Here is a 21,607-nt window from a genome sequence, read left to right on the forward strand (position 1 = left end):
ATGGAAAACAACACGGTAGAAGAAGGTAAAACAACAGCGATAACCAGCTACATTCTGGGAATTGGTGTTCTTATTGCAATGTCCATGAATGCGGAAAGCAAAAACAGTTTTGCTTCTTTTCATATTCGGCAGGCATTAGGGTTAACCATTACTTTCATAGGATTAGGATTGATTGTCAATAATTTCAACAACCCGATGATTACTATTTCCGCGTGGATTGGAGTTTCTGTTCTTTGGGCATTTGGCATCATGTCAGCCGTAAAAGGCGAAACAAAACCGGTTCCGTTGCTGGGAACTTATTTTCAGAGTTGGTTTAAAAGCATTTCATAAACATGAGTTTTTCATTATATCATTTGGTCAGAGAACCAAAAATCAAAAAAGATAAGAACCCTTTATTGCTGCTGTTGCACGGTTATGGTAGTAATGAAGAAGATTTATTCTCTTTCGCACAGGAATTACCTGATGACTATTTTGTGATTTCGGCACGTGCTCCCTACCCGCTTCCACCTTATGGAAATGCCTGGTACGCTATTCATTTTGATGCCGATGAAAACAAATTCTCCGATAATGACGAGGCAAGAGCTTCCCGCGATTTAATTGTGACATTTATTGACGAATTAGTGGCTAATTATCCGATCGATCCGAAAGATGTAACCTTGGTTGGATTTAGTCAGGGTACGATTTTAAGTTATGCAGTGGCACTTTCCTATCCGGAAAAAGTACGCCGTGTGGTAGCTTTGAGCGGTTACCTGAACTTCGACATTCTAAAAGAAAATTTCCAAAACAATGATATCAGTAAACTGAAATTTTTCATTTCTCACGGCACTGTCGATCAGGTTATTCCGGTGGATTGGGCACGAAAAGCTCCTGAAGTTTTAAGAGATCTGGCACTGGATGTTGTTTATAAAGAATATCCGGTTGGTCATGGTGTCGCTCCTCAGAATTTCTTCGACTTTAAAAACTGGTTAGAACAATAATAAAAAAAGCTCCAAAAAAGGAGCTTTTTTTATTCACCGGTATCACTGCCGGTTATTTTCTTTTCTATGGCCAAGGCCGAAACATATTCTATCTGACTGCCTTTTTTAAGAACATAGCCTTTCTTTGCTTCCAGTTTCCAATCATCTTTTACATAGGGTTCTTCGTCACTTTCTCTTTTTAATAAAAGGGAATTTTTAGTATCCGGTAAAAATAATTCGGCTACGGATTTTTCTTCATTAAAAATGACATAAGCGTTTAAAGTTGCCTGTTCTCCGTCCACATCAATGGTGTCAGCAGGTGAATGATAGGGCGTCAGGCGAAAACCTTCTTCAAAAATACGAATACAATTCTTCTTAGTCTGCGACCAGACATACCCTGCAGAAGTAACACAACCTTTATCATCTCTATCAGTACCAAGAACCACAGGCTTTGTTTCCATTTGAATCTCATCATCTTTGGAATGATCCTTTAAAATGAGATCGCAGGAAGTAAAGAGTACGGCTGCTATGATTATTGCGAAAACTGATTTCATGTCATGAAAAGGTTTAAATACTAAATATCCGGACTAATTTACTACAAATTTATCGACCTGGCGCATTTTTCGAATGCAAAATCGTTTCTATGGTTTCAAAATCGGTCGGTTTATTTTCGTTTACAAAGTATTTGATTAAAATTTCGCCCCGCATCTGTCCGCTATATATATCAGCAATAATCCAACGATGATTTAGCAACTTGATCTTATTGATAATCCATTTGTTTCCGTCGATCGGATCATATGGAACCAACGGGTTACCATTCGGTTTATTGTTTAGTTCCAATAATTCGTTTTTAATGATATTGGTCAGTTCCGGAATGCTGTAATTTTCAAGATAATTTATCGATTCATCATCCTGTTCCAGCGAAAAATAATTGGCATCCACCATCTGATTGTACAGAATATTGGCCGAATCCCTTACTACTTTAGTTTTTGCCTTGGCATTTTCAATTTCCTTAATTTGTGTTTTAAGGATTTTTGTTGAATTCATGTACTGAAACACGTTAAACAACAGGGAAAGAATAAATAAATATAAAACTGCTTTTTTCATTTTAAATACTGATTTCTAAATTATCGTAAGCCAAAAATACATTTTTGGGCAAGTTTTTTTCTACTTCTGCATGGAAACCCAATAAGTGGCTTATATGCGTTAAATAAGCGCGCTCCGGCTTTATCAAATCTATGAAATCCAACGCTTCCTGCAAATTAAAATGCGTGGCATGCAACTCTTCTCTAAGCGCATTGACTACCAGAACCTTAACTCCTTTCAGCTTTTCAATCTCGGCTTCGTCTATGGTTTTTACATCCGTCAAATAGGCAAAATCATCAATTCTGAAACCAAAAACCTGCAAACTTCCATGCCATACTGAAACCGGAACTACTGTTTTGTTTCCGATTGCAAAAGGCTTATTGTTTTCTATCTCATTTACAATCACTGACGGTGCTCCCGGATAACGGTTTTCCGTTTCAAAAATATAACCGAACCTCGTTACCAAACTTTCAACCACCCTGTCCTGGGCATAAATCGGCAAAGCTCCCTTGCGGAAATTAAAAGGGCGGATATCATCAAGACCAGCCGTATGATCAGCATGTTCATGGGTAAACAGTATCCCGTCCAATGTTTGGCATTTTGAAGCCAGCATCTGCTGTCGGAAATCAGGGCCACAATCGATTACATATGAGTGATCTTCCCAGTGAATCCACACCGATACACGCAATCGCTTGTCTTTTATATCATCACTCAGGCACACCGAATGATGGCTGCCGATTACGGGAATACCTTGTGAAGTTCCGGTTCCTAAAAAATATACTTTCAAAATTGTAGTGTTTTTTACAAAAATAGGATTATTTCTCTTTTTTAAAAATAGCTATTTTGTTAACTTTGTCATTATATCATTGAACTATGAAGAATTTAGGAGGCGAAATCAAATTAAAAGGAGATCGCGAAATTGAAGTTATACCTGCTGTTGCAGACAAAGCACTTCGAATAAATCTCAATAAGAACATTTACGGGACATTTGCCGAGATTGGTGCCGGTCAGGAAACAGTAAGACACTTTTTCCGTGCGGGTGGTTCTTCAGGTACGATCGCAAAAGCAATGTCTGCCTATGATAAAGACTTCAGTGATGCTATTTATGGTGTTGAAGATGACGGTCGTTATGTTACGGAAAGCCGTCTTCGAAAAATGTTAACCCATGAAACCCGTCTGATTGAAGAGCGTTTGGACCGTGCAAAACACCCGGACAAAATGTTCTTCAGTTATGCAAATACTGTTGCAACCATTGACTTTGCAAAACAATTTAAAGGCCATGGTTGGGTAGGAATCAAATTCCAGGTTGAGCCTAATGAGGACTACAACGAAATCATTCTGCATATTCGTTTCAAAGAAAACGATGCTAAATTACAACAGGAAACACTTGGAATTCTGGGAGTAAATTTGATTTACGGCGCATTTTACAAATACAACGATCCCCGAAAGTTATTACGTTACCTGTACGACCATTTGGACAAAGACCAGCTGGAAATTGACACGATCAACTTTGCAGGTCCGCGTTTTGAAGATGTAGATAACCGATTAATGAGTTTGCAGTTAGTTAAAAACGGAATGACCGACGCAGTAATGTTTGGTCCTGACGGAAACAATGTACTGCCGGCTGCCGTTTTATACAAGAAAAATATATTAGCACTTCGCGGAAGTTTCAGACCGGTTACGAAGGTAAACATGGACATGTATGAGAAATCACTGGAAATGTTCCTTCAGGAAAAGAAAGTAGAAAAAGAAAATGCTTTAGTAGTTTTTGAAATCACACTTTCCAACTTACGTTCCGAAGGAGAAATTGACGAACTTGACTTCATCGACAGAGCGGAATTGCTTTGCTCACTGGGAAAAACCGTTATGATTTCCAATTTCCAGGAATATTATAAAGTGGTGGAATATTTCTCAGAATACACCAAAGCCCGCATGGGATTAGCCATGGGAGTTAGTAACCTGATCGATATTTTCGACGAGAAATATTACCGTCACTTAAGCGGAGGCATCCTGGAAGCTTTCGGTAAATTGTTCTATCGTGATTTAAAAGTGTTTTTATATCCGATGGAAGATGAAGACCATCAGATTATTACCTCGCAAAACCTGAAAGTTCATCCGCGAATGAAAGAATTGTACAAATTCTTCGCTTACAATGGGAAAGTAATGGATATCACAGATTTTGATAAAGATCACCTTAAGATTTTCTCCCGTGAAGTATTGAAAATGATCAGTAAAGGAAAAAAAGGCTGGGAAGAAATGTTGCCTGAAGGTATTGCGGAACTCATCAAGAAAAACCATCTTTTTGGTTATAATGAGGAAACCATTTTACAAGAAGAGAATACAACAAAATAAAAAAGAGGAAGCTAATTGCTTCCTCTTTTCTTTTATCATCTGAATTAACTATCCAAAATCTGGGCAGCATGTGCTTTGGTTTTAACTTTGGTAATAACATCTTCTATTATTCCGTTTTCGTCAATTACAAAGGTGGTTCGGTGGATTCCGTCAAATTCCCTTCCCATAAACTTCTTTGGTCCCCAAACCCCGAAGGCTTCAATTACTTTTTTATCCTCATCGGCTAAAAGCGGAAAAGGAAAATCGAATTTATTCTTAAATTTTCCCTGAGCTTTTTGGCTATCAGCACTCACTCCTAAAAGCGCATAGTTACCGGCTTTAAAACGTTCGTAATTATCTCTCAAGTCACAGGCTTCTGTTATACAACCTGGTGTATTAGCCTTTGGATAGAAGAAAACCACTAATTTTTTCCCGGCATAATCTGCCAAGGAATGTAATTTTCCATCTTGGTCCACTGCCGAAAAATTAGGTGCTTTATCTCCCTTTTGTAATGTTGTCATTTCTATAGTTTCAAAGTTGTAAAGCAGCAAAGTTACAAAGTTTATCGGAGGTTCTAAGGTTCTAAGGTTCTAAGATCAAATTTAGCAGTTTCCTGGAACCTCTGTGTTTTATTGCTGAAGAAAACTTATTTTCGCAATTCGTAATTCGTAATTATTAATTCGTAATTCCAAATGACCAAAGACGAAAAAATTCAGTTTGTAATTGATAAGCTGAATGAGTTTTATCCCGAAATTCCTATTCCGCTAGATCATAAAGATCCTTATACACTGTTAATAGCCGTTCTTCTTTCGGCTCAATGTACGGATGTCAGGGTAAATCAAATCACTCCAATTTTATTTGCCAAGGCGGATAATCCTTATGATATGGTAAAACTTTCGGTTGAAGAAATCAAAGAAATCATAAAGCCCTGCGGACTTTCGCCAATGAAATCAAAAGGAATTCACGGCCTATCCCAAATATTGATTGAAAAACACAATGGAGAAGTACCACAGAGTTTTGAAGAACTGGAAGCTTTGCCGGCTGTAGGACATAAAACAGCAAGTGTGGTAATGAGTCAGGCTTTTGGAATTCCTGCTTTTCCGGTTGACACACATATTCACCGACTAATGTATCGCTGGAACCTAACCAATGGAAAGAACGTTCAACAAACGGAAAAAGATGCAAAACGTATTTTTCCACGCGAATTGTGGAACGACCTGCATCTTCAGATTATCTGGTATGGAAGGGAATATTCTCCGGCTCGCGGCTGGAACATCGAGAAAGACATAATCACAAAAACCATTGGTAGAAAATCGGTTTTGGATGAGTACTACAAGGGTAAATAAAAAATGTCCCGAAACTCCTGTTTCGGGACATTTTCCTAATTAGCAATATTCTCAAAAGTTAAGTCACCCACCTTTGTAATGTTCAACGCTTTAGAATAGTTGAGCAAAAAATTTACGGTTTCCTTTTTAGGTAACATTTTTGGAGTTGCTTTTTTCTTTTTAGAGTAGAGTTTTGCCATTGCTTCTGTATTAATTATAAAACAATAACGCAACCCGACCAATAATATTGTTTAATTGGTTAAAATAATTTGATTTTTCTCGATCACTTTTCTCAAGTTCATCAAAGCGTAACGCATTCTGCCTAAGGCTGTATTGATACTAACCCCAGTCAAATCTGCAATTTCTTTGAAGCTTAAATCATCATAAATTCGCATAACCAATACCTCACGCTGATCGTCCGGTAATTCATTGATAAGACGCTGTAAATCTACCTCCACCTGTTCCGTGATTATTCTGCTTTCGATATTCGGACTGTTATCCGTCATCAGTGAAAAAACAGAATATTCTTCAGTATCTCTGTTAAATGGCATTTTTTTGGTCTTTCTGAAATAATCAACAATCAGATTATGAGAAATACGCATCACCCAAGGTAAAAATTTACCTTCTTCGCTATAATTTTTAGTCTTTAAAGTTTTGATAACTTTAATAAAAGTGTCCTGAAAGATATCCTCGGTGACATCTCTGTCCATTACCTTGGAATAAATAAATCCGTAAATTTTAGATTGGTGTCTCTCAATTAATGTAGCTAAAGCATTTTCATCTCCGCCTACATAATTTTTTACTAGGACTGCGTCCGGAAGTACAACATTAGCCATAATAATACCTTTTAGTTTTGGTTTGGGATTAATTCTAAAAAGTATTTTTATACAATAGGCTGTTGTTTTTTTTTTGAATTATTGTTAACCAAATATAAGAATAAATGTTTTTATCCTACAAATAATATTCTAAAATTTAACATTTGACAATACAATATACCTGAAAATGAATTAAATAAAATTATGAAATCAATACTTTAAAGTCTGTTAATAAAGAATCTACCCTCCTTATTTTGACACTAATAATACCGAAACAAATTCTTTAAAATTTGGTTTTTCGCTATCTTTGCAGTTCATCGACTTTCTATGAAAACTGACATTACAACATTAGAGCCAAAGAAAAACATCATCATAAAGGGAGCGCAACTTCACAATCTTAAGAATGTGGATGTCGCGATTCCGCGAAACAAACTTGTGGTTATCACCGGACTTTCAGGTTCGGGAAAATCCAGTTTGGCATTCGATACGCTGTATGCGGAAGGGCAACGTCGCTATGTTGAGAGTCTATCTTCTTATGCACGTCAGTTTTTAGGCCGATTGGACAAACCGAAAGTCGATTACATAAAAGGAATAGCACCGGCCATTGCCATTGAACAGAAAGTAAACACGACCAACGCACGTTCGACTGTGGGAACTTCAACAGAAATCTATGATTATCTGAAATTACTGTATGCCCGAGTTGGAAGAACTTTTTCACCGATTTCAGGAAAAGAAGTGAAAAAACAAACCGTGAGCGATGTCATTGCCGAAGTTCAGCGTTTTGAATTGGAAAGCAAATGGCTTCTCCTCGCCCCTATTCATTTAGAACAGGGAAGAGCGCTTGAGGACAAATTGAAAGTCTTGCTGCAGCAAGGTTTTGCCCGTATTCTGGTTGACAATGAAATGGTTCGTTTAGACGAAATCGATCAGCATTCCTTAGATAACAAAGACGTGCTTTTAATCATCGACCGAATCATTGTAAAAGAAGAGGAAGAGTTCTATAATCGTCTTGCCGATGCCGTTCAGACCGCTTTTTATGAAGGAAAAGGCGAATGCTATCTTCAGGAGTTGAATTCCGACAAACGTTTTGTTTTCAGCAATAACTTTGAATTGGACGGAATCACATTTTTAGAGCCGAACGTTCATCTATTCAGTTTTAACAATCCTTATGGCGCCTGTCCGAAATGCGAAGGCTACGGAAATGTTATCGGTATTGATGAGGAATTAGTAATCCCAAATACGGCCCTTTCGGTTTATGAAAATGCCATTTACCCTTGGCGTGGTGAAAGCATGGGCTGGTACCGCGATCAGTTGGTCAACAACAGCCATCATTTCGATTTTCCGATCCATAAACCTTTTTTCGAACTGTCAAACGAACAAAAAGCGTTGATCTGGAACGGCAACCGCTATTTTGTAGGATTGGATGCCTTCTTTCAAGAACTGGAAGAGAAAAATTATAAAATCCAAAACCGCGTAATGCTGTCACGCTACCGCGGAAAAACGAAGTGCAATGCCTGTAAAGGAAAGCGATTACGCCCTGAAGCCAATTACATTCAGGTTGGTGGGAAAACCATCTCTGATTTAGTGGATTTGCCTATTAAAAACCTGATCGAGTTCTTTAAAGCGCTGACTTTATCCGAATATGACGAGAAAGTGGCCAAACGTCTTTTGATCGAAATCAATAACCGTTTGCGCTTTTTGGATGAAGTCGGATTAAATTATCTGACCTTAAACCGAAATTCAGCCACACTTTCAGGAGGAGAATCACAACGAATCAACCTGGCTACATCCTTGGGAAGCAGTTTGGTGGGATCCATGTATATTTTGGACGAACCAAGTATCGGTTTACATCCGAAAGATACCGAAAGACTGATAAAAGTTCTGGAAGACTTGCGCAATTTAGGAAATACTGTAATTGTAGTGGAACATGATGAAGACATCATGAAAGCGGCAGATATGATCATCGATATAGGTCCGGAAGCAGGAACTTTAGGAGGTGAACTGGTTGCTCAGGGAACCTACGATGAAATCCTTAAAGCTGACTCGCTGACTGCAAAATACCTAAATGGTAAAATGCAGATCGAAGTTCCTAAAAAACGTCGAAAATTCAAAAATCATATTGATGTTATCGGCGCACGTGAAAATAATTTAAAAAATATCAATGTTACTTTTCCTTTGGAATGCCTGACGGTAATTACCGGTGTTTCAGGAAGTGGAAAAAGTACTTTGGTCAAAAAAATATTGTTCCCGGCGATCCAGAAAAAACTGGAAGGCGTGGGAGAAAAAGCGGGTCAGTTTACTGAATTAGCAGGAAGCTATTCTCATATAAAACACATTGAATACGTAGACCAGAATCCGATCGGAAGAAGTTCACGTTCGAATCCCGTAACTTATATCAAAGCCTACGATGAGATCCGTGATTTGTTTGCCAAACAGCAATTGTCGAAAATGCGTGGTTATCAGCCCAAACATTTCTCTTTCAATGTGGAAGGAGGCCGTTGCGAAACCTGTAAAGGAGATGGTGAAGTGACGATTGAAATGCAGTTCATGGCCGATGTGCATCTGGAATGTGAAACCTGTGGCGGTAAACGCTTCAAAAAAGAGATTCTGGAAGTTAATTATGAAAACAAAAACATCGATGATGTCTTGACGATGACCATTGATGATGCCATTGCATTTTTCAACGAACATAAGCAGACTAAAATCACCCAGAAACTGCAGCCGCTTCAGGATGTTGGCTTGGGCTATGTTCAGTTGGGGCAGTCCTCTTCTACTCTTTCCGGCGGAGAGGCACAGCGTATCAAACTGGCTTCATTCTTAGTGAAAGGGGCAACAAAAGAAAAAGCTTTATTCGTATTCGATGAACCGACAACCGGATTGCACTTCCACGATATCAAAAAACTGTTGGCTTCGTTTGATGCATTGCTTGAAAAAGGACATTCCATTATCGTAATCGAACACAATCTTGATTTGATCAAATGTGCCGATTACATTATCGATATTGGTCCGGAAGGTGGTGAAAACGGAGGAAAACTGATTGCTTTTGGTACTCCGGAAGAAATCGTCAAGAATAAGCAGTCCGCTACAGGTAAATACCTGAAAGAGAAACTGTAAAAAGTACGATACAAATATTTTCCCAAAACGAGTGGACTTTTTGAAGGAAAAAAAGATTTAAAAAAAGAATTTAAACCAGTCTTTAGAAAAGAGATTGATATTGTTTGGCTTACAATTTTATCCTATGTCTTAATTGAAATTTTTAAGATCTTTTTCTTACAATTTTAAAAACACAAAATATTGCATCGTTAAATATATAACGTGATTTTCCTTATTTTTGCGAAAAATTAATTACAAAATGAGAAAAATTGCATTATCTGCAGTAGCATTATTAGCATTTGGTTTTGCTAATGCACAGGAAACAACAAAAACGAATTCAAAAACTTCAGAAGTAAGCTATGGAGCCAAAGCGGGTCTGAATTTAGCTAACATAGTTGGTGATGATGCCGGCGATGCAAATATGTTTGTCGGATTTAATGCCGGTTTATTTGTTGAAATTCCTTTAACTGATAAATTATCGATCCAACCGGAAGTAGTGTATTCGGCTCAAGGTTCTAAAAGTGAAGGAAATTATCTTGGATATAATTATGATGCTACTTTAAAATTAAACTACATTAATGTTCCTGTGATGTTTAAATATGAAGTCGTAAAAGATTTTTCATTAGAAGGAGGTCCATATGTAGGGTTTTTGACAACTGCTAAAGTAAAGGTTGAAATAGAAGGTTTAGGCTCGGATACATCTGATCAGAAAGACCTATTTAAATCAACAGATTTTGGTTTAGGCTTTGGTATGAACTATGACTTTTCCGATGTTGTTTTTGCTAATGCAAGATATCAGTTTGGTTTAACTCAAATTGGAGATGCCGGAGAAGGTGATAACATTAAAAATTCTGTATTTCAAATTGGTTTAGGATTCAGATTCCAATAAATAATCAAAACCTTTTTGCAAACGCATTTAACGTCATAACAAAAGGTCTTATAATCTAACAAGCGATTGAGAATAGCATTTATACACTATTCAACAATCGCTTGTTTTTTTTTAAGGTCAACACGCCTTTGAAGTCAGTTTCGACCCTATAATTTATTCGATAACTATCTTTTTGGTGACTCTTGTTTCGCCGCTTTCGAGAACTCCCATATAAATTCCGCTATTAAAACGGGAAACATCAATTGTTTCAATTTGTCTGGCATTGGCTATGGTATCCCTGTAAACCTCTTTCCCCTGGATATCAATCAACGAAAACGTATAATTGTTTTTCGGCAAGGTTCCCAAATTAATATTTAATTTTCCTTTTGTCGGATTGGGAAAGAAACTAATCTGAAAATCGGCATTGAATTCACTATTTGTTAAGGTTGTACTGGCTCGCGCAAAGTGCAGTAAAGCCCCTGTAGCCGCTTTAGACACTTTATAATTATATACCGGATCCATATTTACCAGCAAATCATTTACCGTATGTGCATAAGCCGTTTCATTGGTTTCGAAAAATCCGGTGATTACTTCATTATTATCTTCAAAAGGCATATAATCAGAAGCATAGGCATACGACAAAGTTGTACTTAACGGAGAATACAGACCAACACAAGTAATCAGTTCATTAGTAATTGTATTTGACGCTGCATTATTAGTGGTCGGGCTTCCGGTATCTCTTTCACATGTAATATTATTGTTAGTCATTCCGGCCACACCTCCTACTTCATCAATGTTAAACACCAGTCTGATATCCATTTTCGGAGTAGTTCCGTTTACCACTGAAGACACATAATGCTGACTACCGTACAATCCGTCCTCTTCACCACTGAAATTGATGAATTTGATTGAATACTCGGTAGGTACATTTTGCAGCAAACGTGCAGCTTCAAGTAGTACTGCTGTTCCGCTGCCATTGTCGTTTGTTCCCGAACCGGTGATAGAATCATAATGGCCGCAAATGATTACATAGGTGTTGGGATAAAGAGTTCCGATTTTTGTCAGCACCAGATTTTTACAGGTAAAACCGGAATAAGAATAGGAATCTTCGACCATCTGTCCTGCGGTGTAACCATAACTCAGGTATTTGTTCTTTAACCAATCTAAGGTATTTTGCAGTGCGGTGGTTCCCCTTCTTTTTACACCAAAAGCTTCAAATTGGGTTAAATTGTTGGTGATGTTAGTTTGAGAAGTCTGATTGACAATATCTGCGTATCTTTGGATGAATGTCTGCGCTGTGGTGGTTTGCAGACCAAAGATTGCCAATAAAAACACTACTGTGTTCCGGGTAAAAACCTTCATTTTCTTGTTAGTTTTAGTTAAGTCAGTTAGTTTTGGTTTACGAATTTAAAAAAATTTAACTAATCGATTGCATTTTTTTATATTTTTTCATCACAATACTATTAAAGCAAAAATGAAACATATCCTTTCGTCAGAATTTATCCTTTACGTTAGCAATCAGCAAACAAGTTCCCGGTTTTATGAAATACTTTTCAGAACCAAACCCATATTAGAGGTTCCCGGCATGACAGAATTTATGCTCTCCGAAAATTTAAAAATAGGGTTGATGCCAAACGATGGAATTGCAAAAATACTGGCTGACAAAACTCCACATCCTAAAACGGGAAATGGAATTCCGCGGTGTGAATTGTATTTTCAGGTTCAAAATATTCATTTTGAATTTGAAAATGCCGTAAAAGCAGGAGCGAAAATTATCAGCGAAATTGAAGAACGCAACTGGGGTGACCGGGCTTGTTATTTTTCTGATCCGGATGGTCATGTTATCGCCTTCGCCGAAAAAATATAATTAAAATCAACATTCAGTCTTCGCAGAAATCCCGTTTCAAAAAAGAATCGGGATTTTTTTTTGTAAATTATCTTTTTGAAAATCAAGTAATTACAATCATTTTAATTCACACCGAAAATATCTTTTCATTTTTTGGCACGCAAATTGGATATCACTTACCAAATGAAACTCTGAATAAAATCAGAAACGTGAAAACCGAAAAACGTTACGAGTAGGTAAACTATTAAATTATTGTATTATGAAGAAAATTACTCTTTTAGTAGCCAGTATACTTCTGGTAGGAAGTATGGCTTATGCGTCAGAAAATCCTGTTTTTTCTGACAATAATGACAAAGGTCCGCGTTATGCTGCAGATTACAGAAATGCCGAACCAATTGTTTTCATGGAACGTGGCATCGAGTTTTATGTTTTCCCTGACGGACAGTTTGATTTCAACACCCGCCCATCAGGTCCAAGACGTGCAACTGTGAACACAACCTACGGAGCGCCCGGAGTTCACACATCAGCTTATTATGGTCCGGCTAACTACGGTGTACGTGTTGAACATGATAACTTCGGCAGAGTGCGACGCATCGGAAATGTATTTATCAACTATGACGGATACAACAGGGTGAAACGTGTGGGTTCAGTTTATATGCGATACAACAGCTTTGCACTTACACAGGTGGGTGGTTTACGAATACTGTACAACAGAAGAGGTCACATCATCGATGTAGTTGGTTATGTAAACGGATGGAGTCACGGTTATAGCTACAACCCTTATACTTATGGCGGAAACAGTTATGACAACCAGGATTATGGAAACGATTACGGATACGAAAACGGCTCAGGATATAACGAAGAAGATTACTATTACTACAAAGCCGACGGAACAAAAGCCAAAATGACTTCAGAAGAAATCGATGCCGTTAAAAAAGATGAACAAACAGTAATAGAGAAAAACAAGAGAACATAATAAATTGGTTGGTAAGTTTGGTTAATTAAAGTCCCGCGGAACAGCAATGTGAACCGGGATTTTTTATTGCATTTTAACCGATCCTAAAGTATACTTCCAGACTTCCTTTGTTTTGCCTCCGAATTGCTTTTGCGTCGGGTAAAAAAACACCTCCTGCTGAACTGTTTTCTTCTCGGAATCCACCAGAATTGTATAGGTAAACAGAAAACTATTTTCAAGAACCGTCTTTTTTTCAATTCCCAAAAACTGAATATTGTGTTTTGAAGTTTTTAGTTTCTGTAAAAAAATGTCAAGGTTGATTTTGGATCCGGAAGCCAATAAAATATTATCCATCACTATCGAAGAACTTCCGAAAAGATCATTGATATTCTGAACAACCTGCAGTTTAAAATCGTCCGCTTCATTTCCTGAAAGCATTTGAAAATAACTGTACAAATCTTTTATTTTTTCTTCCGCATTCTCCTGATAAACGCCAATTGCCGCAACATTGAAGTTGGCCTGAATCGCTTGCTTGGGCATTTTTTTATTAACACCAGCCGCTTCGGTACTCGTTTCCTTATTCGAAACATTTTGCCCGAAACAAAAAACAGAACTCAGCACCAGCAATAAATTTAGGTATTGTTTCATCTTACTTCTGAATTAATCGGATTAGTGAAATTTTGTTATCACTGTCTTTTTCCAAAACCACTATTTTAAGTTGCTTAAGCGATGGCGTCGGTACTACTAATTGTTGTGTGAACTCTTTTTTATCAAAATACTCAATTCCCAGATTATCTTTCAGCATTATCATTACTTCAAGTTCATCCGATAAGATCATCTCTAATTGTTTTTTTCGGATTTCCCAATCTTTAACATCGGATTGCATGAACGCTTTCAACATCATTCCGTAGTCGTCCGGTTTCAGTTCAATTACCTGAGGTTCCTCATTGGGGTTTACCGTAATTAGCTTGGATTCATAAAACGGACTTTTCAAAACCACATTTTCTTTCTCCCGAACTTCCAAAACACCATTTTTTACCGGAATTGCTTTCTCCACAGAGTCCTCCACAACAAAAGCACTTACTTCATCTGTCGTTATTTTCTCTTTGGTAAAAGTGTCTTTCAATTCTATTGTTTGTTTTTGTTGAACAAACATATTCTTTATAAGGAAAGTGACAAGGACTAAAACTAAACCTGCGACCGCAACATACAACATTCTGTTTTTCTTGTTTTTGGGAACAATGACTGCTTTCTCATCATTTAATTCCGTTTTCTGATACTGAAATTTAAATTCGTCCCAACCCGAAAAACCAACATACTGACTCAAAATATCAAGCATGTCTTTTCGGGGCAGCTTTTCATTGTGTTCCGGTTTCAGATGGGTGTAAATCCACTTCTCACTTACCGACTGCTTTGTACTCAACTGAATTGCATCGATCAGATTAAAAATATCCTGGGAACTGAATGTCTTCCAACTTCCGGAAAAATACGGATGCTGATTTTGATACGTTTCCAAAACACTTTGTTTTAAATGAAAAAACACTTGCAATTCGGTCATAAATAACTGCTGTAAAAGTAGTTCCCGCTTAATTTTTCTTACTGTAAAAGCACTGTAAATGTACTGAAAAAACATTACAGAAAGTCGAAACCGGTTTTACAGTAAACAATCCGCTACCCAAAAATACATTTGCCCTATAAACTTTAAAAACCAACATTATGAAATCAAAATGGCTAACCATCGTATGCATTGCAACTTCTTTTGTAACTGTTCATGCACAACATTCGGGCAATGTGAATTCCGAAACCGCTCAGAAAGAAATGGGAAATTACAATTACAACAACCAGTATCAGAATCGCGAAGTGAACAGCATTCAGACCACCTACTCCAACGATTATGAAATGATAATTAACATCAAGGGGATTTACAATGAAAAAGCTACTGCGCAACGAGCCGTATTCAGTGTACTTCAAATTGGCAAATCGGCGGAAGAAGTAACAAATCTTATTGATGAACGTATCGGCAAAGTGGTAAAGGAACTTCAGGAGTTCAACAAAGATATTGATGTAGTATCCGACATTATAACCTTCATCCCAACTTACGAATACCAAGTCGAGAAAAAAATCTTTAATCCAAAAACCTACAATGAAAAACCATCAGGATTTGAGCTGAAGAAAAACCTGATTATCAAATACAAAAATACCAACGACCTGAACAAAATCATGAACATTTGTGCCAAACAGGAAATCTACGATATGGCAAAGGTAGATTATGTTACCAATAATCTTGACCAGATCCGAGATGTGCTTCAGGCAAAAGCGCTTGAAGAATACAAGCAGATGCTCACCAATTATTCTTCAATAATGAATACTGATTTGTTCAAAAAAGAAAAAACGCTGACAGAAGGTTACAATACAGTCTATCCGATGGAAAGCTATAAATCATATACCGCTTACAGTCAGGCTTCCATCAATTTTGATCCGAAAAGCCAAGTGAATCAAGTGAAGAAAAACAGCACACAATTTTACGATGCGGCTTTGTCCAAATCTCACACTTTCGTTGTCAATCCTGAAATTACCGAACCAACTATTCAGCTTTTTTATGATATGACCATCAAGATAAAACTCAAAGAAGATCAGCTACCTAAAAATACGATCATCAGAAACAACCGATATTACATCATCACTCCTGCCGGTGATATCAAACCATTGAATTTATAGAGAAATTAAGAAGAATCCCGTGAAGCGACAATGTGACGCGGGATTTTTTATTGCAATAACGTCGCCAATTCCTTTGTCAGGTTCTTGCGACTGTATTGCTGTAAACCAACCGGATGAACTTTCAGATTGTTTTCCTGGTATAAATTGAAGTAGTTCAAAATTGCTTCTTTCACCTTTTCCTTTTCATCGTATAAAGCAAAAATCCCGGTATTTGTTTGTTTTAGGATTATTGCGAAGTCGGCATCTTTCGGTCCAATCGCTAAAATCGGTCGTTCGGAAACCATATATTCAAACAGTTTTCCGGGAATGATACTTTTAGTCTCTTCCGAATCGATTTCGATAAGCAACAAAACCTGCGATTTACGTTGGTGTTCCAAAGCTTCCTGATGCGACACATATCCGAGATTATTGAGATAGTCATCCAACTCAAATTCGGTTATGGTATCTAAAACTTCCTGACTGATGGCGCCAATCAACTTCAGCTCGAAGACATCCCTAAACTTCCCATTTTCATGAATCAATTCCTGAAGTGCTTCCCATAAAATCCTGGGATTTCTTTCGGATAAAAACGAACCGATATGCGCCAGAGTGAATTTCTCATCCAAAGGCTGTCGGCTCACATTTTCCACATCATAACCATTGGTAATAACGTGAATCGGCTTTATCGTGATTGCCTCAAACTCTTTCTTTGTTGTTGGACTTGTGACCAGAAGAAAATCTGCAGTATTCATCACTTCAGATTCCATCATTTTATGCTTTGCAGCCGATGAAGCTGATAACTTTAATGCCTTATGATAACCAATGGTTGTCCACGGGTCACGAAAATCCGCTACCCATTTTACATTGAGTTTTGCTTTTAATTCTAAACCGATCAAATGCAGACTGTGCGGCGGACCGGTAGTAATTATGGTGTCAATTCCGTGTTCCTGAATGTATTTCGATAAATAGGCAACTGATGGTTTTACCCATAGAACCCTTGCGTCAGGAATAAAAATATTTCCTCTTATCCAAAGCATCATTTTCTGAACGAACGATTGCTTTTTCTGGTTGGGAATGATTCCGGAACTGATCTTTTTTGTGCTCTTTTTTGAAAAAACCGACGCCCAGGCATACGGCTCAATAATCTTATTTTTAAGAATAGTTACGTTAGAAGATACCTCCGAAAGTAATTTTTCATCCAGTAAGGGATAGGTCGGATTTTCAGGAATGTAAACTATTGGTTCGATTCCGAAATCAGGCAGATACTTCACAAACTTTAACCAACGCTGAACGCCGGGACCACCTGCCGGTGGCCAATAATAGGTTATGATAAGTACTTTTTTCATTTACAATTTTGAAACCGTTAGTCCAGCCAAAGTTGCGGCTAATCCTAAAACCACACTCAATCCGATATACAAAAACGCCGTTCCGGTCTGATTAGCATTGAACAACTGTATGTTCTCGTTGGAAAATGTTGAAAAAGTTGTGTATCCTCCACAAAAACCTGTTACCAGAAAGAATTTTAGATCAGGATTAGTGACATTATTTTTTTCCATCCAACCCAAAAACAACCCAATAAGAAAACATCCTAAGACATTGGTTATAAAAGTTGCATATGGAAAAAACAGTTGAGTATATTTATTAACCCATTGCGCTGTCAGGTAACGAAAAACACTACCTAAACCACCACCCAATGCTATTAATAAAATAGTTCTCAATTTAATTACGAATTACAAAGTGCAACCTTGTTTCTTATTCCTTATTCTCTTTTCTCTTAATTTCAGTAAAAATTCCGAAACCTGTTAACATCAACATTCCGATGAAACTGAATAACGAAATCATGCCTCCGGTTTTCACCACCTGAGGTTCAAATTTGAATTCTATAGTGTGTTTTCCTGCCGGAACATTGATGGCTCTCAACACATAATCAGCACAGAAAATATTGGTTTCCTTACCATCGATAGTAGCAATCCAACCTTTTGGATAATAGATTTCCGAGAAAACGGCCACACCTGCATTGGTATTATTTGAAACGTATTTTATATGATTCGGTTTGTAAAGTTTCAGTTCGATCGTTGCCAGACTGTCTTTTACCAATGAAGTAGCTTTCACCGCACCTGCAAACTCTTTTTGGTTTACAATTGCCGTTTTCTTTGTATCCAGTTTGTCCAGCCCTTTCATTTCCTCATCGGCTGAATTTACCAGTTTAACTTCACTAACGAACCAAGCATTTCCATTGACATTCGGATTGGTCATTGGCATGTCCTGCCCTTGCTCGTCTTTCTGAATAATGTATTTCACATTCAGCATGTTCAGCACACCGATATTGTTTTTTGCAATCTGGTAATCGAACAACTGCTGCATTTTTCTAGGTTTTGCTGCGTGATATCCACCAATTGATTTATGGAAATAAGATGCTCTTGCACTCGCCATATTACCTTCTACCTCAAACACGCGGTAATTAGTTGTATCGGCCAAAATGTGTTGATCCGCCGGTGTCGCTTCAAAAGGAATGTCTGCCTGACGTGCCGAAACAAAACTGTCGTTATTCACATAATTCTTATCTACGAAGAACAAATCACCCACCATCAAAACCCCAACAATAATGATAGCTGCAAGTTCTGATAGTTTGTTTTTGATATAGAACCAAAGCACCACTGCCACCAAGATCATTAAAATTGCGGAACGCATTAGATCGGAAGAATACATTTCCTGGCGTTGTTCTTTCAGTGCACTGATGAAAGGAGGTCCCATTTCACCATACATCTGCAGGTACATACTGTCGGAACCACCAGTAAAACTGAACATCCCTTTAAACAGGAACAGTACAACAATGATTCCCAAAGTGGTTGCAGCTGTCATCCATAATGCCTTGAAACGCTCTTTTTCTTCGGCATTGAAGAAAGCCTGCATTCCTAATATTGCCATTACCGGCATACACAATTCCAAAATTACCTGAATAGAAGAAACGGCTCTGAATTTGTTGTACATCGGTACGAAATCGATGAAAAAATCCGTCAAAAGTGGGAAATATTTACCCCAAGACAGCAGTAACGAAAATACAGCTCCCGCTAAAAAGGCATATTTGATTTTACGTTTGTCGATGAACATTCCCAGAACGAAAAGGAAGAACACGATTGCTCCGATATAGGCTGGTGCTGCCACAATTGGCTGAGCTCCCCAGTATGTTGGCACCGCTGATGCAAAATCTTTAGCTTCTGTCGGAGATGCGCCCTGACCCAGAACGAATTCGTACATTGGAGATCCTTCGCCTACGTTCTCATGGTTGGAACCACCAAACAAACGCGGTGCGATCAAATTTAAACTTTCCCCTATACCATAACTGTATTCCGTGATATATTCATAGGACATTGCATTATTATTCTCTGCTTTCTTTCCGTCTGCTGAAAACGTTAATTCACTGTCGCTACGTGTCGAATTCTTAGCATATTCTGATGTAGCCATTAAGTTCGTTGCGTTAGCTCCGACAGCCAGGATTCCGGCAATAATAAAAACACCAAAAGCCTTCCACAGTCCCTTGAAATCCTTTTCTTTAATGTATTGGATTTTAAAATAAACCGCAATTACCAGTAAAAATAAAAGCAGGTAAAAGGTCATTTGGAAGTGGTTTGCATTGATTTCGAAAGCAGCGGCAATCATCGTCAATAATCCGCCCGCCAAATAGCGCCTCTGATAAACCATAATTACACCGGCCACGACCATTGGCATATAGGCAATCGCATGCGCTTTAGCATTGTGTCCTACGCCGAGAATAATAATCATATAGGTGGAAAAACCGAAAGCGAGTGCCCCGAAAAAGGCTTTAAGATTGTCTACTTTTAAAGCTTTCAGCAAAATGAAAAATCCAATAAAATAAAGGAAAAGATAATCCGCAGGACGTGGTAAAAAACGAATCACATCATCCAATTGCTTGATATAGTTGTGCGGATAATTGGCTCCCAACTGATAGGTCGGCATCCCTCCGAAAGCACTGTTTGTCCAATAAGGTTCTTCACCGGTTTCCTTTCTGAAGTCGTTTTGCTCTTTCGCCATTCCGGTGTACTGAGCGATGTCACTCTGAAACACTTTTTTACCCTGCATTACCGGATAAAAATATAGAATGGAAATTACTGTAAAGCCGATTACGACTAATAAATAAGGATAAATCTTGTTCAGGTTTTTCATGTTTTTTCTGCTTCAATTGGCTTAAAAATCAGGCTAAAGTAACAATAAAAACCCTTTAAAAAAAGAAAACGAATAACTCGGCTGTTATTCGTTTTAATTTAAACTATTCAATTTCTTCAAAATCAATATACTCACCGACTTTCTTCTTCTCTTTCGGCATTTCGGCCTGAGCAGACGAATGGGTATTGGATTGTGATTGCTGCTGTTGGTAATTTTGTTGTTGATGTCTGAAATTTTCTTCCGCTTTTTTAACTACCTGCTGTAGAAAATACGGTGCCATGAGACGCATAATGAATTTCAGTGCGTAGTATATGAAAAAGATCCAAAGTAATACTCTTATCAAACCTGTAAATGATGCTGTTTCCATCCTGAATCAAAATTTTATCAAATTTAAGCAAAGCTACATTTAAAAATAAGATGACTTTCTTAAAATAATAATAAAATAACTATTTTTGGACAACTGATACCTTTAAAATTTAAACAAATTATAACCCTATGCTCCAATTAAAATCGAAACTCCTTGGTTTTTTACTTATTACGTCAGGAATTGCAATCGCTCAACATACCGATGAAATTAATTCGAACCGTCCGGGAAAATCCTTTGGCGCGTTCTCAATAGGAAAAAAAGTAATTCAGGCCGAAACCGGCATTTATTACACCAAAGAAGAACATGATCTTCAGGAATGGGAGTCAAAAGGTTTCGGACTGGAATTAGTGGCGCGATACGGAGCATTTTTTGAGCAGCTGGAGTTCATTGCCGAGATGCAATATCAAAAAGACACGTACACCGCTCCCGGGGGCTTTCAGGAAGATCGAAATGGATTCCGACAATTGACGGTGGGTGCCAAATATTTATTTTATGATCCGTGGAAAAACTATGTGGAAAAAGTAAACGTTTACAGTTGGAAAGCCGAACATAAATTCAAATGGAGAAAATTAAGACCTGCTATCGGCGGTTATATCGGCGCTAATTTTAATCCGGGCGATAATCCATATACTTTCCCAACGGATCCGAGCGTCAGTCCGAAAGTAATGTTATTGCTTCAGAACCACTTCGGCAGCCGAACCGTATTGACCACAAACCTTATTGCCGACAAATTCACCACCGATTATCCGACTTACGGCTACATTTTAACACTGAGCCGCGGAATTAATGAAAATTGGTCTGTGTTTTTAGAAAATCAGGGCTATAAAAGTGATTGGTATGCCGACTGTATTTTTAGAGGAGGTGCAGCATACCTGCTAAAGAAAAATATGCAAATTGATGCTTCCGTCGGAACAAGTATCAAAAACACACCATCTATCTTTACCGGTGCGGTAGGATTCTCATGGCGTTTTGACAAGAGCTACAAACCAATCGAGATCAAAGGCGGTAAAGAAGTAAAAGGCGATTCACAAGGCAAAAAAATAGAAGAAGAAAAGAAAAAACGTTCAGACGAAGTAAAATAAT

At 37.8% G+C, this 21,607-nt stretch carries 23 protein-coding genes; 10 read left to right on the forward strand and 13 right to left on the reverse strand.

The features are described 5' to 3' along the window. Both AC3E9U_RS02870 and AC3E9U_RS02875 read left to right on the forward strand, forming a co-directional pair. The gene (locus AC3E9U_RS02870; protein WP_488745396.1) at positions 1-330 is read left to right on the forward strand and encodes a hypothetical protein; all 330 of its coding nucleotides are present in this window, start codon (positions 1-3) and stop codon (positions 328-330) included. 2 nt (positions 331-332) lie between these two features. Further along, on the forward strand, positions 333-977 hold the full coding sequence (locus AC3E9U_RS02875; RefSeq protein WP_488745397.1) for an alpha/beta hydrolase: 645 nt from the start codon (positions 333-335) through the stop codon (positions 975-977). Between the two features lie 29 nt (positions 978-1,006). Here the strand turns inward: AC3E9U_RS02875 and AC3E9U_RS02880 are convergent, their stop codons facing one another. From AC3E9U_RS02880 to AC3E9U_RS02890, 3 genes are read right to left on the reverse strand one after another with little or no spacing between them, the layout of a single operon-like run. Further along, positions 1,007-1,510 (reverse strand): hypothetical protein, encoded by a 504-nt coding sequence (locus AC3E9U_RS02880; RefSeq protein WP_488745398.1) that lies wholly within the window; start codon positions 1,508-1,510, stop codon positions 1,007-1,009. A gap of 49 nt (positions 1,511-1,559) precedes the next feature. After that, a complete protein-coding gene (locus AC3E9U_RS02885; RefSeq protein WP_488745399.1) occupies positions 1,560-2,063 on the reverse strand; it encodes a hydrolase in 504 nt (167 codons plus the stop codon). Position 2,064: 1 nt separating this feature from the next. Continuing rightward, positions 2,065-2,829 carry an MBL fold metallo-hydrolase gene (locus AC3E9U_RS02890; protein WP_488745400.1) on the reverse strand — a complete coding sequence of 255 codons (765 nt, stop codon included), beginning with the start codon at positions 2,827-2,829 and terminating at the stop codon, positions 2,065-2,067. An 86-nt stretch (positions 2,830-2,915) separates the two neighbouring features. On the opposite strand from AC3E9U_RS02890, the gene AC3E9U_RS02895 reads away from it, so the two are divergent. Then, a complete protein-coding gene (locus AC3E9U_RS02895) occupies positions 2,916-4,394 on the forward strand; it encodes a TonB-dependent receptor (protein WP_488745401.1) in 1,479 nt (492 codons plus the stop codon). 44 nt (positions 4,395-4,438) lie between these two features. Here AC3E9U_RS02895 and bcp read toward each other — a convergent pair whose 3' ends face one another. Continuing rightward, a complete protein-coding gene (gene bcp / locus AC3E9U_RS02900; protein ID WP_488745402.1) occupies positions 4,439-4,894 on the reverse strand; it encodes a thioredoxin-dependent thiol peroxidase in 456 nt (151 codons plus the stop codon). Positions 4,895-5,065: 171 nt separating this feature from the next. Here bcp and nth point away from each other — a divergent pair, with 171 nt between their 5' ends. Then, complete coding sequence (nth, locus tag AC3E9U_RS02905) at positions 5,066-5,719, forward strand: endonuclease III (RefSeq protein WP_488745403.1); 654 nt, start codon at positions 5,066-5,068, stop codon at positions 5,717-5,719. 35 nt (positions 5,720-5,754) lie between these two features. On the opposite strand, the gene AC3E9U_RS02910 is transcribed toward nth, so the two are convergent. Further along, positions 5,755-5,898, reverse strand: coding sequence for a hypothetical protein (locus tag AC3E9U_RS02910; RefSeq protein ID WP_488745404.1), 144 nt, complete (start codon positions 5,896-5,898; stop codon positions 5,755-5,757). Between the two features lie 51 nt (positions 5,899-5,949). Beyond that, positions 5,950-6,534 carry an RNA polymerase sigma factor gene (locus tag AC3E9U_RS02915; protein ID WP_488745405.1) on the reverse strand — a complete coding sequence of 195 codons (585 nt, stop codon included), beginning with the start codon at positions 6,532-6,534 and terminating at the stop codon, positions 5,950-5,952. Between the two features lie 306 nt (positions 6,535-6,840). Between AC3E9U_RS02915 and uvrA the strand changes: the two genes are divergently transcribed. Continuing rightward, complete coding sequence (gene uvrA / locus AC3E9U_RS02920; RefSeq protein WP_488745406.1) at positions 6,841-9,627, forward strand: excinuclease ABC subunit UvrA; 2,787 nt, start codon at positions 6,841-6,843, stop codon at positions 9,625-9,627. A gap of 238 nt (positions 9,628-9,865) precedes the next feature. Beyond that, positions 9,866-10,495: a porin family protein gene (locus AC3E9U_RS02925; RefSeq protein WP_488745407.1), complete on the forward strand. Its 630-nt coding sequence runs from the start codon at positions 9,866-9,868 to the stop codon at positions 10,493-10,495. Between the two features lie 153 nt (positions 10,496-10,648). On the opposite strand, the gene AC3E9U_RS02930 is transcribed toward AC3E9U_RS02925, so the two are convergent. Beyond that, on the reverse strand, positions 10,649-11,836 hold the full coding sequence (locus tag AC3E9U_RS02930) for a M28 family peptidase (protein WP_488745408.1): 1,188 nt from the start codon (positions 11,834-11,836) through the stop codon (positions 10,649-10,651). A 112-nt stretch (positions 11,837-11,948) separates the two neighbouring features. Here AC3E9U_RS02930 and AC3E9U_RS02935 point away from each other — a divergent pair, with 112 nt between their 5' ends. Next, positions 11,949-12,341: a VOC family protein gene (locus AC3E9U_RS02935; RefSeq protein WP_488745409.1), complete on the forward strand. Its 393-nt coding sequence runs from the start codon at positions 11,949-11,951 to the stop codon at positions 12,339-12,341. Positions 12,342-12,579: 238 nt separating this feature from the next. Then, on the forward strand, positions 12,580-13,296 hold the full coding sequence (locus AC3E9U_RS02940) for a hypothetical protein (protein ID WP_488745410.1): 717 nt from the start codon (positions 12,580-12,582) through the stop codon (positions 13,294-13,296). Positions 13,297-13,359: 63 nt separating this feature from the next. On the opposite strand, the gene AC3E9U_RS02945 is transcribed toward AC3E9U_RS02940, so the two are convergent. Next, positions 13,360-13,923: a hypothetical protein gene (locus tag AC3E9U_RS02945; RefSeq protein WP_488745411.1), complete on the reverse strand. Its 564-nt coding sequence runs from the start codon at positions 13,921-13,923 to the stop codon at positions 13,360-13,362. A 1-nt stretch (position 13,924) separates the two neighbouring features. Then, positions 13,925-14,791: a hypothetical protein gene (locus tag AC3E9U_RS02950; protein ID WP_488745412.1), complete on the reverse strand. Its 867-nt coding sequence runs from the start codon at positions 14,789-14,791 to the stop codon at positions 13,925-13,927. 200 nt (positions 14,792-14,991) lie between these two features. Between AC3E9U_RS02950 and AC3E9U_RS02955 the strand changes: the two genes are divergently transcribed. Then, a complete protein-coding gene (locus tag AC3E9U_RS02955; RefSeq protein WP_488745413.1) occupies positions 14,992-15,993 on the forward strand; it encodes an SIMPL domain-containing protein in 1,002 nt (333 codons plus the stop codon). 47 nt (positions 15,994-16,040) lie between these two features. On the opposite strand, the gene AC3E9U_RS02960 is transcribed toward AC3E9U_RS02955, so the two are convergent. The 4 genes from AC3E9U_RS02960 to AC3E9U_RS02975 all read right to left on the reverse strand — a co-directional run bounded on the left by AC3E9U_RS02960 (position 16,041) and on the right by AC3E9U_RS02975 (position 20,524). Next, positions 16,041-17,318, reverse strand: a complete 1,278-nt coding sequence (locus AC3E9U_RS02960; protein ID WP_488745414.1) for a glycosyltransferase family 4 protein — start codon at positions 17,316-17,318, stop codon at positions 16,041-16,043. Continuing rightward, a complete protein-coding gene (crcB, locus tag AC3E9U_RS02965; protein ID WP_488745415.1) occupies positions 17,319-17,690 on the reverse strand; it encodes a fluoride efflux transporter CrcB in 372 nt (123 codons plus the stop codon). 34 nt (positions 17,691-17,724) lie between these two features. Further along, positions 17,725-20,157, reverse strand: coding sequence for a YfhO family protein (locus tag AC3E9U_RS02970; protein ID WP_488745416.1), 2,433 nt, complete (start codon positions 20,155-20,157; stop codon positions 17,725-17,727). Positions 20,158-20,260: 103 nt separating this feature from the next. Next, positions 20,261-20,524, reverse strand: a complete 264-nt coding sequence (locus AC3E9U_RS02975) for a hypothetical protein (RefSeq protein ID WP_488745417.1) — start codon at positions 20,522-20,524, stop codon at positions 20,261-20,263. A 128-nt stretch (positions 20,525-20,652) separates the two neighbouring features. Between AC3E9U_RS02975 and AC3E9U_RS02980 the strand changes: the two genes are divergently transcribed. Next, on the forward strand, positions 20,653-21,606 hold the full coding sequence (locus tag AC3E9U_RS02980) for a transporter (RefSeq protein WP_488745418.1): 954 nt from the start codon (positions 20,653-20,655) through the stop codon (positions 21,604-21,606). Position 21,607: the final 1 nt, after the last annotated feature.

It is taken from the genome of Flavobacterium sp. 21.1 (assembly GCF_057801535.1).